This is a genomic window from Flintibacter sp. (genome assembly GCF_046973065.1).
The window spans coordinates 15,298-31,610 of record NZ_JBKVXZ010000041.1; the positions used below are offsets into that span (position 1 = coordinate 15,298).

Sequence of the window (16,313 nt, forward strand, 5' to 3'; positions counted from 1 at the left end):
GCGCTTACTTGTTCTCCGGCTCCAGCAGAGACATCTGCGTCTCTCCCCGGTCCTCCTCCCGCAGCAGCGCGCCGGCGATGGGCAGGCTGCGGGCACGGTAGCGGGACAGATTGACAATGGGGGTGTCCGCCAAAGGCTTGGCGTCGGTCACTACCCTCTTGGGCTTAAGGGCCATCACATTGACGCCCTGGGTGGTGCGGGTAGTCTTGGGGGCCAGGGCGGCGGTGTGGAAAATCATGCACCGGCCATCGCTGGAGTAGACCACCATCTCCAGGTCCTCCCGCAGCAGCAGGGCGGACACCAGGGGCGACTTGTCCGAATAGGCTCCGGTGAGCTTTTTCCGCCGGGTCTGGGTCTGGTAGGCGGACAGCTCCACCCGGGCCACCTTGCCGTTTTCAAAGAAGAACAGCAGCTGTCCGGAATAATCTCCGGGGATACAGGCCCACAGCACCCGCTCCTCCGCCTCCATGGCCAGCTTGGTGGGCAGGTAATCGCCCAGAACACTGGCCTTGCTGTCGTCAAACTCACTCAGGCGGGTCTTGTAGCACTGCTGCTTATCGGTAAACACCAGCAGCTCGTCCCGGTTTGTGGCCTCCCACTGGAGGAAGGGACCATCCCCCTCCTTATACTTCTGGTCACTGGCCATACGCAGGGACTGTGGCGTGATCTTTTTCAGATACCCCTCCCGGGAAAGGAACAGGTTGACCGGGTAGTCGGGTGTCTCGTCCTCCTGGGGCTCCTCCTCCAGCATGTGCTCGTAGACGATGTCGGTACGCCGGGGCTGGGCGTACTTCTTCTTCACGTCGGTAAGCTCCTTGGTGATGATCTTCCGGATGCGCTTGGGGTCGTTCACCGTGGCCTGGAGGTCGGCAATCTCCCCCTCCAGTGCCTCCACCTCCTGGGTGCGCTTGAGGATATACTCCTTATTGATGTTGCGCAGGCGGATGTCGGCCACATATTCGGCCTGGATCTGGTCGATACCAAACCCGATCATCAGGTTGGGCACCACCTCCGCGTCCTCCTCCGTCTCCCGGATGATGGCGATGGCCCGGTCGATGTCCAAAAGGATGCGCCGCAGACCTTTCAGCAGGTGCAGCTTATCCTCCTTCTTCTTCATCTCATGGTACACCCGGCGGCGCACACAGTCCATACGCCAGGCGGTCCACTCCTCCAGAATTTCCCGCGCTCCCATCACCCGGGGCATACCCGCAATGAGGATGTTGAAGTTGCAGGACTGGGAATCCATGAGCGGGGTGGCGCGGAACAGCTTGGCCATCAGCTTGTCCGGGTCGGTGCCCCGTTTGAGGTCGATGGTCAGCTTCAGACCGGAGAGGTCAGTCTCGTCCCGCATGTCGGCAATTTCCTTGATCTTGCCCGCCTTGATGAGCTCCGCCACCTTGTCCATAATAGCCTCGGAGGTGGTGGAGTAGGGGATCTCATAGATCTCGATGAGGTTTTCGCTCTTTAAATAGCGCCACTTGGAACGCACCTTAAAGGAACCCCGGCCGGTGCGGTAAATTTCTCCCAGCGCCTTCTCATCGTAGATGAGCTCGCCGCCAGTGGGCAGGTCAGGCCCCTTCAGGGTGGCCATCAGGTCGCACTCCGGGTCCTTCAGATAGGCGATGGTGGCGTCGCACACCTCTCCCAGATTGAAGCCGCACAGGTTGCTTGCCATACCAACGGCGATGCCCTGGTTGGCGCTCACCAGCACGTTAGGGAAGGTGGTTGGCAGCAGGGTGGGCTCCTTCATCTTGCCGTCGTAGTTGTCCACAAAGTCCACGGTGTCCTGGTCGATGTCCCGGAACAGCTCGCCGCAGATGGCGTCCAGGCGCACCTCGGTGTACCGGCTGGCCGCCCAGGCCATGTCCCGGGAGTACACCTTACCGAAGTTACCCTTGGAGTCCACAAAGGGGTGCAGCAGCGCCCCGTAGCCCCGGCTGAGGCGCACCATGGTGTCGTAGATGGCTGCGTCGCCGTGGGGATTGAGTTTCATGGTCTGCCCCACCACGTTGGCGCTCTTGGTCCGCGCCCCGCCCAGCAGCTTCATCTGGTACATGGTGTACAGGAGCTTGCGGTGGGAGGGCTTGAAGCCGTCGATCTCCGGGATGGCCCGGGAGACGATGACGCTCATGGCGTAAGGCATATAGTTCAGTTCCAGCGTCTCAGTAATGGGCTGCTCCAGCACCTCGGCGTGTAGCCCCATGACGTTGGGGTTATCGAATTTTTTCCCCTCCTGAGGGGTCTTCTTTTTTGCCATTGGATTCCTTCCTTATCACGAAATATCCGCCAGTTCCAGATATTTATAGCCGTTGTCCGCGATGTGGTTCTTCCGGCCCGCCAGGTCATCGCCCAGCAGCAGGTCAAAGACCTGAGCGGTGCGCTCCACGTCCTCCGGCATCACCTTGATGAGGCGGCGGGTGGCCGGGTTCATGGTGGTCAGCCACATCATGTCCGGCTCGTTTTCGCCCAGGCCCTTGGAGCGCTGGATGTCGTACTTCTTCCCCTCCAGGGTGGCCACAATGTCATTCTTCTCCTTATCGGAGTAGGCAAACCAGGTTTTCTCCTTGCAGGTGATCTCATAGAGGGGGGACTCGGCGATATACACATAGCCCTGCTGGATCAGGGTGGGGGTCAGGCGGTAGAGCATGGTGAGCACCAGGGTACGGATCTGGAAGCCGTCCACGTCGGCATCGGTACAGATGACGATCTTGTTCCAGCGCAGGTTGGCCAGATCGAAGGTGGCCAGATCCTTGGCCCGCTTGTCGTGGACCTCCACGCCGCAGCCCAGCACCTTTAACAGGTCGGTAATGATGTCGCTCTTGAAGATCTTGCCGTAGTCGGCCTTCAAACAGTTGAGGATTTTTCCTCGGATTGGCATGATAGCCTGGAACTCTCCGTCCCGAGCCAGCTTGACGCTGCCCAGAGCGGAGTCACCCTCTACGATATACAGCTCGCTGCGCTCGATGTCCTTGGTACGGCAGGGCACAAACTTCTGCACCCGGTTAGAGATATCCATGGAGCCGGTGAGCTTCTTTTTGATGTTCAGCCGGGTACGCTCGGCAGTCTCCCGGGATCTCTTATTCACCAGCACCTGCTCGGCGATCTTCTGGGCATCGAAGGGATTCTCGATAAAGTAGACCTCCAGCTGAGCGCGGAGGAAATCGGTCATGGCCTCCTGAACAAACTTGTTGTTGATGGCCTTTTTGGTCTGGTTCTCATAAGATGTCTGGGTGGAGAAGTTGTTGGAGACCAGCACCAGGGCGTCCTGCACATCGTTAAAGGTGATCTTGGCCTCGTTTTTCTGGTACTTCCCCTGCTGCTTGAGGTAGGCATCAATGGCGGAGACAAAGGCAGACTTCATGGCCTTCTCCGGAGAGCCGCCGTGCTCCAGCCAGGAGGAGTTGTGATAGTGCTCCACCAGGGACACCCGGTTGGAGAAGCAGAAGGATACGCTCAGCTTTACCTTATATTCCGGCTTGTCGTCCCGGTCCCGGCCTTTCCGCTCGGTCTGCCAGAACACAGGCTGGGTGAGGGGGTCCTCCCCCGCCAGCTCGGTGACATAGTCCAGGATTCCGTTTTCATACTGAAAATCGGTAGTAGTAAACTTGCCCGGAGTGGTTTCTTCCTTAAAGCGGAAGGTTACCCCCGCGTTGACCACTGCCTGGCGCTTCATCACGTCGGTGTAGTAGTCCACCGGGATGTCGATGTCGGTAAAGACCTCCAGATCGGGCTTCCAGCGGAAGATGGAGCCCGTCTTTTTTCCCCGGTCTGTGGGCTCCTTTTTCAGGCCGCCCACGTTCTCGCCCTTTTCAAAGTGGAGGGAATATTTAAATCCGTCCCGCCAGATGGTAGCGTCAAAGAACTCACTGGCGTACTGGGTAGCGCAGGAACCCAGGCCGTTGAGACCCAGGGAATATTCATAGTTGTCCCCGTCGCCGCCGTACTTGCCGCCGGCGTACAGCTCGCAGAACACCAGCTCCCAGTTGTACTTCTGCTCCTTCTCATTCCAGTCCACCGGACAGCCCCGGCCCTGATCCTCCACCTGGATGGATTTGTCCAAAAAGCGGGTGACGGTGATCAGGCTGCCGTGGCCCTCCCGGGCCTCGTCGATGGCGTTGGACATAATTTCAAAGACGGCATGCTCGCATCCCTCCAGCCCGTCCGAGCCGAAAATAACACTGGGCCGCTTCCGTACCCGGTCGGCCCCCTTCAGGGCGGAAATGGATTCGTTGCCGTAGCTTGCTTTTTTCTGAGCCATACCTTTTTCGTCCTCACAATAAAAAAATCCACAATGTAACAGCATAATGATACTCCATTTCCCCGGAAAAAGTCAAGGAATGGGCGTCATGCTGTATTTATCGTATAAAATTCTCCATTCCACCCAAACTGTATTCCAAAAGGGGGAGAATTCATGGGCTGTTTTGAAGTATTGGAATCGGGAGAGGGAATTCAGGATGAGATCGCCCGGCGGCTCCAGGACACCGGCGCCCTGGCCTGCGGCTGGTCCAGCCCCAGCCGCCCCGCCCTGCTGATCATCTCTCCCCAGATAGCCGCTAAAACGCCCCACTTGGAGGGCGGGTGCCGCACCGTGCTGCTGCCTGGGGATGCCCCGGCGGAGCACTGGCAGCTCCAGGCGGCCAGCGCCGTCAGTTACGGCCCCGGTCCCCGGGACACTCTGACCCTGTCCAGCCGGGAGGGAGATCGGCTGTGGCTGGCCCTCCAGCGGGAGGTGGTCACCGTCCAGGGCCAGGTGGTGGAGCGTCAGGAGTTTCCCTTTCGCTCCACAGCAGCCCAGCCCACTCAGGCCGCACTGGCGGTGGCGGGGGCTCTGCTTTTGCTGGGAGTTCGCCCGGAGCATCTGAGTTAGCCTTTGCTATTTCCTACTTGACAAGCAGGGATTTATGGACTACAATCAAAATACCCCCCACCCCGGGGGGGTGTCATCCATAAGAAAGCAGGTGAACCCTTTGAAACAGACCTTTCCGATGCCCGGCATGACCTGTTCCGCCTGCTTCACATCTCGTCCAAACCACATTGCCTGGGCGAGGATAAACAAGAGGTACATGAAATGAAGCAAACATTCAACGTAACCGGTATGACCTGCTCCGCTTGCTCCGCCCATGTGGAAAAGGCAGTCAACAAGCTGGAGGCCGTCTCCAAGGCCGAGGTCAGCCTGATGACCAACTCCATGTCGGTGGAGTACAACTCTGACGCCCTCAGCCCCCAGGACATTATCTACGCTGTCGAGCAGGCGGGCTATGGGGCCTCTCTCCCCCAGAAAGACAAATCCACTCCCCTTCCCGATCCCAACAGCCAGTTGGCTCAGGAGCTGAGCGCCATGAAGCGGCGCCTCATCTGGTCCTTTGTCTTTCTCATTCCCCTCTTTTACATCTCCATGGGACACATGCTGGGCGCCCCCCTCCCCTCCTTCCTGGTGGGAATGGAAAACGCGCTGGCTTTCGGCCTCACTCAGCTGCTGCTCACCCTGCCTATCTTATATATCAATGATACCTACTATAAGGTCGGCTTCAAAACCCTGTGGCACCGCGCCCCCAACATGGATTCTCTCATCGCCGTAGGCTCGGCGGCGGCAGTGATTTACGGTATCTTCGCCATCTACCAAATCGGATACGGCCTGGGCCACGGCGACATGGAGCTGGTGGAACGCTACCACATGGACCTGTACTTCGAGTCCGCCGGCATGATCCTCACCCTCATCACCCTGGGCAAGTTTTTGGAGAAGCGCTCCAAGGGCAAGACCTCCCAGGCCATCAACCGCCTGATGGATTTGGCCCCTAAAACCGCCCATGTTCTCCGGAATGGCACGGAAGTAGAGATCCCCGTGGAGGAGGTCCGGGTAGGCGACCATATTGTGGTCCGGCCCGGTCAGTCCATCCCGGTAGACGGCGTGGTGGTGGAGGGCAGCTCCGCCGTGGACGAGTCTGCCCTCACCGGCGAGTCCCTCCCGGTGGACAAGGGACCGGGGGACAAGGTGGCTGCCGCGTCCATGAACCGCTCCGGCTCCTTCACCTTTGAGGCCCTTCGGGTGGGCGAGGACACCACCCTGGCCCAGATGATCCGATTGGTGGAGGAGGCTGCCGCCTCCAAGGCTCCCATCGCCAAGCTGGCCGACAAGGTAGCCGGGGTATTTGTCCCGGTGGTTATGGCTATCGCCGCCGTCACCGCCCTGGTGTGGTTCTTTGTCAGCGGCTATGACGTGACAAAGGCCCTCACCGCCGGTGTGGCCGTGCTGGTCATCTCCTGTCCCTGTGCTCTGGGGCTGGCCACCCCCGTGGCCATCATGGTGGGTACCGGCAAGGGAGCCGAAAACGGTATCCTGATCAAATCGGCTGAGGCTCTGGAGACTCTTCACAGCATCGACACAGTGGTGCTGGACAAAACCGGCACCCTCACCCAGGGCAAGCCGGTGGTCACCGACATTCTCCCCGGCGACGAGACCGACGAGGCCGGCCTTCTCACCCTGGCCGCCTGTCTGGAGGCTCCCTCGGAGCATCCCCTGGCCGCCGCCATTGTAGAGGAGAGCCGCCGCCGCGGCCTATCCTCCGCTGCGGTCACCGACTTTACCGCCGTCCACGGCCGGGGTGTGCGAGCCATTCTGAAGGGCCATCCTTTCCTGGCGGGCAATCAGGCCATGATGGAGGAGGCAGGCGTGTCCTTAGGCAACTTCCCCCAGAAGGCGGAGGAACTGGCCGCTCAGGGCAAGACGCCGTTGTACTTCGCTGACGAGAAGCAGGTGCTGGGCATTATTGCCGTGGCCGACACCCCCAAACCTACCAGCGCCCAGGCAGTGTCCGCCTTCCGGCAGCTGGGTCTGGATGTGGTCATGCTCACCGGCGACAACCAGCGCACCGCCGACGCCATCGGCAAGGAGCTGGGGGTCACCCAGGTCATGGCCCAGGTGCTCCCCCAGGACAAGGAGGCCAAGGTGCGCCAGCTCCAGGAGCAGGGTAAGAAGGTGGCTATGGTGGGCGACGGCATCAACGATGCCCCCGCTCTGGCCCGGGCCGACGTGGGTCTGGCTATCGGAGCGGGTACCGATGTAGCTATTGAGAGCGCCGATATCGTGCTGATGAAGTCCGACCTGCTGGACGCCGCCGCCGCGGTGGAGCTCAGCCGGGCCACCATCCGCAACATCAAGGAGAACCTGTTCTGGGCCTTCTTCTACAATACCCTTGGCATCCCTCTGGCCGCCGGTGTATTCTACCATTGGACCCACTGGCAGCTTAACCCCATGTTTGCCGCCGCAGCTATGAGCCTGAGCTCCTTCTGCGTGGTGTCCAACGCCCTGCGGCTACGTTTCTTTAAGAGCAAATTCCGTCCCGCTCCCTGCACTGGAACCTGTCCTCTAGAGCAGCCGGAGCCCGACGAGTCCAACCAAACCAATGAGAAAAAAGGAGACGAACAAACCATGGAAAAGAAAATTCAGATCGAAGGCATGATGTGTCAGCACTGTGTGGCCCACGTGGAAAAGGCTCTCACCGCTCTTGGCGGGGTCAGTGCCGCCCAGGCCGACCTGGAGGGCAAGTGCGCTACTGTCACCCTGTCCGCTCCGGTCTCTGATGAGGAGCTCAAGGAGGCGGTCACCGCCGCCGGCTACGAGGTGGTGGGCATCCAGTGAAAGCCGACCACGACCAGATCACCCGCCTGCTGAAAACGGCCCGTGGACAGATCGACGGCATTTTGAAGATGGTGGAGGAGGACCGCTACTGCCTGGATGTGTCCAACCAGCTCATGGCCACCCAGTCTATCTTGAAAAAGGCCAACCGCATGGTGCTGAAAGCCCATATGAACAGCTGCGTGCGCCAGGCGGTGGTCTCCGGCGATCCGGAGGAGAAACTCAATGAACTGGCCCTGCTCTTGGATAAGCTGGCCGACTGAGGCAAAAAACGGAAGGTCTGTAAAGCTATCTTAAGCTTCCTACACCTTTCTTGCCCTCCAGCCTAGAATTATGGTATGTTGAGCACGCGGACAGGGCGGCATTCCCCCTCTACCCCGCCCAACGTCCCGCCGATTTATCTTGCTTTTCTTCCTCTCCAAAGTACAGCGCGCGCCTTGCAGAACAAGGCGCGCGCTGTGCTGTTTTTTTAATTATCCGGCGGCAAGAACTTTCAAGGCCGCCACCAGAGCCTGCTGCTCCTCCGGACCATCGCAGCAGATCTCGATGGGGGTATCCCGTTTGATCCCCGCAGCCATCACGCTGAGGATACTCTTTCCGTTGACGCTTTTATCTCCCACCTTGATGGTCACCTTGCAGGGATAGTTGGCTACCGCGCTGACAAATTCCTGAGCGGGCCGCATATGAAGTCCACTTTCATGTAACACCGTGGTTTTCGCACATACCATATGTCCGTTTCTCTCCTTACTGACCCGATTTTTTCACAGTCTCTGGTTCCGGTTGGTCCTTTTTCTTCTTCAGCACAGCCAGCAGCACCATTCCCACCAGGGATCCCACCGCCAAGGCTGCCAGATATCCTCCGGGATTAATCATCACCGGGCACAGGAAAATTCCTCCGTGGGGTGCCGGAAGAGCACAGCCAAACAACATGGATAGCCCGCCAGACACGGCAGATCCCACAATGCAGGCCGGCAGCACCCGCAGCGGATCTCCCGCGGCAAAGGGCACCGCTCCTTCTGTGATAAAACACAGTCCCAGAATATAGTTCACAGTGCCTGACTTACATTCCTCCTGGGTAAAGCGGCTTTTAAAGAAGGTGGTGGCCAGAGCAATGGACAGCGGGGGCACCATGCCTCCGATCATCACCGCCGCCATCACATCCGAGCGCTGCCCGCTGGCTAACGCTGCCAGCGTAGACGTACCAAACAGGTAGGCCGCCTTATTAAAGGGACCGCCCATATCGATGGCCATCATAGCCGCCAGCAGCGCCCCCAACGCCACGCGGCTCTCCGGTCCCAGAGTCTGCAGCGTACCGTACAGCGCCTCATTCAGTGCCCCCACAAAGGGATTGATCAGACACATAAAGAGCCCTACCATCAGAAGGCCCGCCACCGGGTAGAGCAAAATAGGCTTGACCCCCTCCATAGCCCGGGGCAGCCGATCCAGCAGTTTTTTCAGCCCCAGCATCAGATAGCCTCCGACAAATCCAGCGATCATAGCCCCCAAAAAGCCCGCCGCTACGCCGGATCCCTCCGGGGCAGCAAAGGTGGAGCCCGATGCCGCCAGCGCGCCTCCCACGAAGCCAACCATCAGGCCGGGCCGGTCGGCAATGGACACCGCGGTAAATCCCGCCAGAATGGGCAGCATAAAGCTCAGCGCCGCCTGACCCATGGCCCGCAGCCAGGCCGAAACAGGGGTATTGGAACCAAAATGGGCATAGCCCAGGGACAGATCGTCCAGCAAGAAGGCCAGGGCAATGAGGATTCCTCCGCCAATGACAAAGGGCAGCATGTGGCTTACCCCGTTCATCAGCTGGCGGTAGGCCCGTACGCCCGCCCGTTCGATGCGTACCACCTCCCGGGGCAAGTCCACGCCGCCGTATACCGGAGCATCCCCTGACGCGGCCTTCTGTACCAGCTCCTCTGCCCGGTAGATTCCCTCGTTCACCGATACCCGCAGTACCTTGATCCCTTGGAAGCGGCTCATATCCACCTCCCGTCCGGCAGCGATAACAACTGCGGTACACTGCCGGATCTCCTGCGAGGTCAGCTTGTTCTTTGTTCCACCCGCCCCCTGGGTCTCCACCTTCACCGAGATACCCAGACGCTGCCCCGCCCGCTCCAGAGCGTCGGCTGCCATATAGGTGTGGGCAATTCCTGTGGGGCAAGCGGTCACCGCCAGCACCTTGGCGGTGGGAGACTCCTGCCATCGGCTGTCCAGCTGGGGCAGGCGCTGCACAAACTCATCGACAATCTCCAGAAATTCCTCTGGCGTGATCGCCTGGCGCAGCTGCTCCAGAAATTCCGGCTCCAAAAGCAGCCTGGTCAGCCGGGCCAGCACTGCCATATGGAGTTCTGCGTCGGCGGGGGCTGCAATCATAAAAAAGATATCTGAGGGCACCCCATCCAAAGCCCCGCAGTCAATTCCTTCTCTCAAGGTGACCACCGCAAGACTGGGATAGCGTACCGCTGCAGATTTGGCGTGGGGCACCGCCACACCGGCCTCCACCGCCGTTCCCCCCTGAGCTTCCCGGGCCATCATGTCCCGGCGAAAGGCCTCCAGGTCCAGGATGGCCTCTCCATAACCTTCCAACTTCACTAGCCGCTCCAACACGGCCTGCTTGTCCTGCAGGGGAAGATTCAATTCGATGCGCTGTGGACTGAGCAGATCTGCAACTCCCATGGACAGCGCTTCTTTCCCTACCCCGGTCCTTTTTCAGCCGAAGCCGCTCTTATGGTACTATACCATGTCCGCCGCCCCAGTTCAAACCTTCTTCCCTATATTTTTCCACCCAACAGGGCAAAACGGCCGGTTTTGCTTTTTCCAGCCGGATGTGCTATGATGGTCCGGACAACGATTTGGAAGAAATGAGGTCGTTTCAGCCATGGAAAAGCTCTATGAAGCACAGCCCTACCTCACCCATTTTTCTGCCACGGTGGAGTCCTGTACCCAGGGCAAAAAGGGGTGGGATATTCTCTTGGACCAGACCGCCTTTTACCCCGAGGGCGGCGGACAGCCCTATGACACCGGCACGCTGGGAGGTGTACCGGTGCTGGAGGTCCACCAGCGTGAGGGACGGGTCGTCCACACCTGCGCCGCTCCACTGGAGGCAGGCAGCCAGGTGGAGGGGCAGATCGACTGGCCCCGCCGCTTTGATCTCATGCAGCATCACTCGGGAGAGCACATCGTCTCCGGCATCGCCCACAGCCTCTACGGCTGTGACAATGTGGGCTTCCACATGGGCAGCGACGTGATCACCATTGATCTGAATGTAGAGCTCACTCCGGAGCAGGTGGCCCAGCTGGAGGCACGGGCCAACCAGTACATCTGGGAGGACCATCCCATCGCCGTCACCTATCCCACTCCCCAGGAGTTGGAGGTGTTGGAGTATCGCAGCAAGAAGGCTCTCACCGGCCAGGTGCGCATTGTCTCCTTCCCTGGAGCCGACACCTGCGCTTGCTGCGGCACCCATGTATTCTCCTCGGGACAGGTGGGGCTGGTCAAGCTGCTCTCCTGCCAGAAGTTCCGCGATGGGGTACGCATCGAGCTGGTATGCGGCAAGCGGGCTCTGGACTACCTGTCTCAGGTCTGGGAACAGAACCACCAGATCTCCAATCTGCTCTCCGCCAAGACCATGCAAACCAGTGGGGCAGTGCGCCGCCTGTTGGATGAAAACACCGCCCTCAAGTCCCGCATTCTCACCATGGAGGAGCGGCAGTTTGCCGCTCTGGCCCAGCGGTATACCGGCCAAGGGGATGTGGTGGTCTTTGAAGAAGGCCTGTCCCCCGACAGCCTGCGCCGTCTGTGCGGCGCGGTACAGGCCGCATGCGGCGGGCGCTGCGCCTGCTTCTCCGGAGAGGACGGCGCAGGTTATCAATATGCGGTGGGCCAGCCCGGCGGAGACCTGCGTCCCCTGGCCAAGGCCCTGAACCAGGCTCTCCAGGGCCGTGGCGGCGGCAAGCCCGACTTTATTCAAGGTACCGTCTCTGCCCCGCGCGAGCAGATCCTGACCTTCTTCCAGGAGCACGTATAAGGAGTATATATGGACTATTCTGCCTATCAACTTCTGTGGTTTTTCCTGGTCTATGCCTTCCTTGGCTGGCTGGGTGAAACTGCACTGGCCGCTGCAAAAAAGCGGCGGCTGCTCAACCGCGGCTTCCTCAGCGCCCCCTTCTCCCCCGTCTACGGCCTGGCCGGAGTTCTGTTTGCCCTCTTCCTGCCTGAGCTGCGGGAAGACATCTTCTTCCTGTTCTTGTTCGGTATGATCCTGGCCACCGCTCTGGAGCTGGCCACCGGCGTGCTGCTGGAGCGGATCTTCCGCCAGAAATGGTGGGACTATTCCGACGAGCCCTGGAACTTCCAGGGACACATCTGCCTGAAATACTCCCTGATCTGGGGCGTCCTGGCCGTTATATGTATCTTTTTTGCCAATCCGCTGCTGGTCCGGCTGATCGATCTGATCCCCCGCCCGGTGGGCAATCTTCTGGTGTGGGTCCTCTTGATTTTGCTGACGGTGGACTTTCTGGGGTCCTGGGCCGCTCTGGTGCAGCTCAACGGCGAACTGAAGGAACCCTCCGAGATCTCCCGGCGCTGGAAACGGATCTCCACCGCCCTGGACAACGCGGTCACCCGCTCCATCCAGCGCCGTATGGCCCAGGCCTATCCCAGTCTGGATAAAGAGCGTATCCGCACCCAGCGCAAGGCCGATCCGGTGCGGGACAGCCAGGTATTTGCCGCCGGATGCAGCTTTTACAAGCTGGCCTGTCTCTTCTTTATCGGTGCTTTTCTGGGCGACATCATCGAGACCATCTTCTGCCGGGCTACTGCCGGAGTGTGGATGAGCCGGAGCAGCGTGGTCTACGGCCCCTTCTCCATTGTATGGGGTTTGGGTGCGGTGCTGTTGACCGCGGTGCTCTACCGCTATCGGGACCGCAGCGACAGCTTTGTCTTTCTGTTCGGCACCGTGCTGGGCGGAGCCTATGAGTACGTCTGCTCTGTCTTTACGGAGCTGGTCTTCGGTACGGTCTTCTGGGATTACAGCCACCTGCCCTTCAATCTGGGCGGCCGCATCAACCTTTTGTTCTGCTTCTTCTGGGGTATTGCGGCGGTAGTGTGGCTCAAGCTGTGCTATCCCCGGCTGTCCGGCCTGATCGAGCGTCTCCCGATCCGCCTTGGAAAGAGACTCACCTGGATCATGATCGTGTTTATGGTCATCAATATTTTGGTTTCCGCCCTGGCATTGGCACGGTACACCCAACGTCACACCATGCCCGATGCTCCTCCTACCGCCCTGAGCCAACTTCTGGACCAGCGCTTCCCGGACGAGCGCATGGAGCACATCTATCCCAACGCCAAATTGGTGGATTGACCCACGGCCCCTTCGGGGGCCGTTTTTTTATGAAAAACAGATCCGCACCGCCCAGGCCGCCGCCAGAAACCCAGTAAGATCGGCACACAGGGCGGCAGGCACCGCATAGCGGGTGCGTGTAATTCCTACCGCGCCAAAATAGACGGCAATGGTATAAAAGGTGGTCTCGGTGGAGCCCAGCATAACTGCCGCGGTCCGCCCCAGCTGAGAGTCCGGACCATAAGTCTGTATGAGCTCTGCTCCCACACCCAGCGCCGCGGAACCGCTGATGGGGCGCACCAGCATCAGGGGCAGAAGCTGGGCAGGAAGTCCCACCCGGTCCAACAGCGGAGCCAGTACCTCCGCAGCCAGCTCCAGCGCCCCGGAGGCCCGCAGCATAGCCACCGCCGTCATCAGGCCCACCAGGGCAGGAAAGATCCGCAGCATGACCTCCAGACCTCCGCCGGCCCCTTGGACCAGGGCATCGTACACATCCACGCCCCGCCCCAACCCATACATGGCCACCCCGGCAATGGTCAGGGGGACCACCATGGTAAACAGCAGCTCCATCGCTAATCCCTCCACACCCTGGAAAGCAATTTACATACTAGAATCCCCACTCCCACCGACAAACTGGAGGCAAGCCACACGGCGGGCAGAATATCAAAGGGCGTCTGACTGCCTGCCGCAGCCCGGACCGTAGCCACGGTAGTGGGGATAAGCTGGATGGACGCGGTATTGCACACCACCAACATACACAGCTCGTCGTTGGCCCTTCCAGGACTACTTCGGCTCATCCGCTGGGCCGCCTGGATCCCCAGCGGCGTGGCGGCATTGCCCAGTCCCAGCAGATTGGCCGACACATTGGCACAAATGCAATCCATAGTCTCCCGGTCCCGGGCCGCTTTGGGAAAGATCAGCCGCAGCACAGGACTCAGCAGCCGGGACAGACCATCCGCCAGCCCGGAGCGGCGCATCACCTCCATCACTCCCATCCACAGACACAGCATCCCTGCAATCCCCAAACACAGCTCCACCGCCGCGCCTGCTCCCTCCACCGCCGCCGCAGCCACCTGCTCTCCTCGGCCTGTGGCCAGCCCGCACATAACCGACAGCACCGCCATTGCCGTCCAAATCACTGACATGGTCATCTTGTCCCCTCCCTACCTCATATCTATACTGGTTTGTATGGAAAATAATTCCACCTCTATTCTCGACATTTTCCTTAAGTTATTGCAATTTTTCTTAATCTCTGTAAATTTTTATTCTATTTTTTCAATATTTTCACATTTATGGTTGACAGGATGATTCTTTGTAGTATAATTATCGTGTTGTTTTTAGTCCGCTTTTACATCTTTCGAGCCGTAACGACCATCGTATTTCGAAACATTGGTCTATTAGGAAAGGAATGGTTAATTTGAAATCTACCGGCATCGTACGCAAAGTAGACGAACTGGGCCGTATCGTTCTGCCCATCGAGCTGCGCCGCACTCTGGACATTGCTGAGAAGGACTCTTTGGAAATCTACATGGATGGTCCCTCCATTGTTCTGAAAAAATACCAGCCCGCCTGTATCTTTTGTGATGACGCGAAAGATGTGATTGTATTCCACGGAAAGAATATTTGCCCCAAGTGCATCCGTGCTCTTCAGGATGCTATGGACAAAGAGTAACTTATATTTATGCTCCGGCCCCAGGTCGGAGTATTTATTTTGCACTGTCGGTTTTTCCTTTCCTGACCTTTCTTTTCTTCCTATAAGCAAAAAATCCCAGTCTGAGCTCTTTCAAGCTTCAGACTGGGATTTTTCCATTTTTTATCCAATTCCGCCCAAAACAGCACCCAGTACCAACACGACCAGAGTCACTCCGCAGAAGATGTACTTGGCCATGGGGTAAAACCAGCTGCCCAGCGGTTTCTCACGGGCCAGATTGACCTGCTCCAGCACATAGTCCTTCTTGCATACCCAGAAGAACATCACCGCAGCCAGCAGGGCGCCGATGGGGCAAATATACGTGGAGCATACGTCCATCCAATCCGACACAATGGGCGCAATCACAATGCCCACCACAATACCGATCCCACCAATAATACAGGAGGCCGCCGTACGGGACAGATGGAACATCTCCTGCAGCGTAGCGGTAGGCGCCTCAAAGAGATTGATCAGCGAGGTCAGTGCGGCAAAGGTGACCGCCAGGAAGAAAACAATCAGGATGATGAATCCGCCCGGAATGCTGGAGAGCACGTTGGGCAGGAAGATAAACATCAGTCCCGGGCCGCTCTGATTCAGCTGCTGTCCTGCCACCGCCATAGCGGGAATAATGACCAAGGCGGCCAGCATAGCAGCCAGAGTATCAAAGATAGCCACCATGCGGGCATCCGCGGGAATAATGGAATCTTTGCTCAGATAGGAGCCATAGATCAGGGTACCATTTCCCGCCACAGACAGGGAGAAAAATGCCTGCCCCAAGGCATATACCCAAACCAGAGGATCCAGCAGACCTTTGGGATCCAGAACAAAGATGTACCGATAACCCTCCCATGCAGCGGGCAGCGTCATCAGGTAGATGGCCAGCCCAACAAACAGTACAAAGAACAAGGGGGTCATTACCTTATTGGCCTGTTCAATTCCCTTCCCGATACCAAAAATCAGGATTAGGATGGTAATCGCCATTCCCACCAGCTGCCACACCAGATTATTGCTGGCAGTGGCATTAAACAGCTGGTTAAAGCCGTCCAGGCCCTCTTGATTGAGCACAGTTCCGGTAAAAGAGCCGGCCAGATAGCGGAAAATCCAACCCGTAACCACAGAATACCCGATAGCCAGCGCCAGAGAACCCAGCACCGGGATCAGACCCAGCAGTTTGCCGGGGCGGTCGGTCCCCCACCGCTGCTTTGTCGCTGCACCAAAGGCGCCGATGGGACCTGAACGGGTAGCCCGTCCAAACGCCATCTCTCCGATCACTCCGGTAGAACCAATAATCACCACAAAGATCAGATAGGGAATGAGAAATGTGGCGCCGCCATAGGCAGAAATCCGCGCCGGGAACAGCCAGATATTTCCCATACCTACCGCTGAGCCGATGCACGCCAGAATAAAGCCCCATTTGGAGCCCCAGGAATCTCGTTTTGTACTCATTTTATCACGTCCTATCGTGTGGTCGCAGTTGACCAGTCGTAGCTTATATCATAGCATGAAATACTGGTAAATGCAAAGCAAACGCACGAATATTTATGCATCTATGAAAAAAGGACGAACAAAACTGTTCGTCCTTTTCGTGTTGGCGTTACCTATCTTCCCGGTCCGTCTCCAGACAAGTATTTTCGGCAGAA

13 protein-coding genes are annotated in these 16,313 nt (G+C 58.6%); 6 read left to right on the top strand and 7 right to left on the bottom strand.

Translation table 11 applies throughout. From position 1 onward, the window contains the following. Window positions 1-4 precede the first annotated feature (4 nt). Both ACLTXB_RS13470 and ACLTXB_RS13475 read right to left on the bottom strand, forming a co-directional pair. Window positions 5-2,257 (bottom strand): DNA gyrase subunit A, encoded by a 2,253-nt coding sequence (locus ACLTXB_RS13470; protein WP_428227360.1) that lies wholly within the window; start codon window positions 2,255-2,257, stop codon window positions 5-7. Between the two features lie 15 nt (window positions 2,258-2,272). Beyond that, on the bottom strand, window positions 2,273-4,258 hold the full coding sequence (locus ACLTXB_RS13475) for a DNA gyrase/topoisomerase IV subunit B (protein WP_428227361.1): 1,986 nt from the start codon (window positions 4,256-4,258) through the stop codon (window positions 2,273-2,275). Between the two features lie 153 nt (window positions 4,259-4,411). Here ACLTXB_RS13475 and ACLTXB_RS13480 point away from each other — a divergent pair, with 153 nt between their 5' ends. The 3 genes from ACLTXB_RS13480 to ACLTXB_RS13490 all read left to right on the top strand — a co-directional run bounded on the left by ACLTXB_RS13480 (window position 4,412) and on the right by ACLTXB_RS13490 (window position 7,899). Continuing rightward, the gene (locus ACLTXB_RS13480) at window positions 4,412-4,867 is read left to right on the top strand and encodes a hypothetical protein (protein ID WP_428227362.1); all 456 of its coding nucleotides are present in this window, start codon (window positions 4,412-4,414) and stop codon (window positions 4,865-4,867) included. Between the two features lie 201 nt (window positions 4,868-5,068). Next, complete coding sequence (locus ACLTXB_RS13485; protein WP_428227363.1) at window positions 5,069-7,639, top strand: heavy metal translocating P-type ATPase; 2,571 nt, start codon at window positions 5,069-5,071, stop codon at window positions 7,637-7,639. Beyond that, window positions 7,636-7,899: a metal-sensing transcriptional repressor gene (locus tag ACLTXB_RS13490; RefSeq protein ID WP_428227364.1), complete on the top strand. Its 264-nt coding sequence runs from the start codon at window positions 7,636-7,638 to the stop codon at window positions 7,897-7,899. Before ACLTXB_RS13485 ends, ACLTXB_RS13490 begins: the two co-directional genes overlap by 4 nt. Before the next feature lie 210 nt (window positions 7,900-8,109). Here the strand turns inward: ACLTXB_RS13490 and ACLTXB_RS13495 are convergent, their stop codons facing one another. Next, window positions 8,110-8,364: an HPr family phosphocarrier protein gene (locus ACLTXB_RS13495; protein WP_008981152.1), complete on the bottom strand. Its 255-nt coding sequence runs from the start codon at window positions 8,362-8,364 to the stop codon at window positions 8,110-8,112. Window positions 8,365-8,380: 16 nt separating this feature from the next. Further along, window positions 8,381-10,318 (bottom strand): PTS fructose transporter subunit IIABC, encoded by a 1,938-nt coding sequence (locus ACLTXB_RS13500; RefSeq protein WP_428227365.1) that lies wholly within the window; start codon window positions 10,316-10,318, stop codon window positions 8,381-8,383. Window positions 10,319-10,520: 202 nt separating this feature from the next. Between ACLTXB_RS13500 and ACLTXB_RS13505 the strand changes: the two genes are divergently transcribed. Both ACLTXB_RS13505 and ACLTXB_RS13510 read left to right on the top strand, forming a co-directional pair. Further along, a complete protein-coding gene (locus ACLTXB_RS13505) occupies window positions 10,521-11,669 on the top strand; it encodes an alanyl-tRNA editing protein (RefSeq protein ID WP_428227366.1) in 1,149 nt (382 codons plus the stop codon). Between the two features lie 9 nt (window positions 11,670-11,678). Further along, the gene (locus ACLTXB_RS13510) at window positions 11,679-13,004 is read left to right on the top strand and encodes a putative ABC transporter permease (RefSeq protein ID WP_428227367.1); all 1,326 of its coding nucleotides are present in this window, start codon (window positions 11,679-11,681) and stop codon (window positions 13,002-13,004) included. Between the two features lie 27 nt (window positions 13,005-13,031). Here the strand turns inward: ACLTXB_RS13510 and ACLTXB_RS13515 are convergent, their stop codons facing one another. Both ACLTXB_RS13515 and ACLTXB_RS13520 read right to left on the bottom strand, forming a co-directional pair. Next, window positions 13,032-13,553, bottom strand: coding sequence for a spore maturation protein (locus ACLTXB_RS13515; protein ID WP_008981156.1), 522 nt, complete (start codon window positions 13,551-13,553; stop codon window positions 13,032-13,034). A gap of 2 nt (window positions 13,554-13,555) precedes the next feature. Continuing rightward, the gene (locus ACLTXB_RS13520) at window positions 13,556-14,134 is read right to left on the bottom strand and encodes a nucleoside recognition domain-containing protein (protein WP_428227368.1); all 579 of its coding nucleotides are present in this window, start codon (window positions 14,132-14,134) and stop codon (window positions 13,556-13,558) included. A 266-nt stretch (window positions 14,135-14,400) separates the two neighbouring features. On the opposite strand from ACLTXB_RS13520, the gene ACLTXB_RS13525 reads away from it, so the two are divergent. After that, window positions 14,401-14,655, top strand: coding sequence for an AbrB/MazE/SpoVT family DNA-binding domain-containing protein (locus tag ACLTXB_RS13525; protein ID WP_008981158.1), 255 nt, complete (start codon window positions 14,401-14,403; stop codon window positions 14,653-14,655). Between the two features lie 141 nt (window positions 14,656-14,796). Here ACLTXB_RS13525 and ACLTXB_RS13530 read toward each other — a convergent pair whose 3' ends face one another. After that, window positions 14,797-16,119 carry a sodium-dependent transporter gene (locus ACLTXB_RS13530; RefSeq protein ID WP_428227369.1) on the bottom strand — a complete coding sequence of 441 codons (1,323 nt, stop codon included), beginning with the start codon at window positions 16,117-16,119 and terminating at the stop codon, window positions 14,797-14,799. Between the last annotated feature and the right edge of the window lie 194 nt (window positions 16,120-16,313).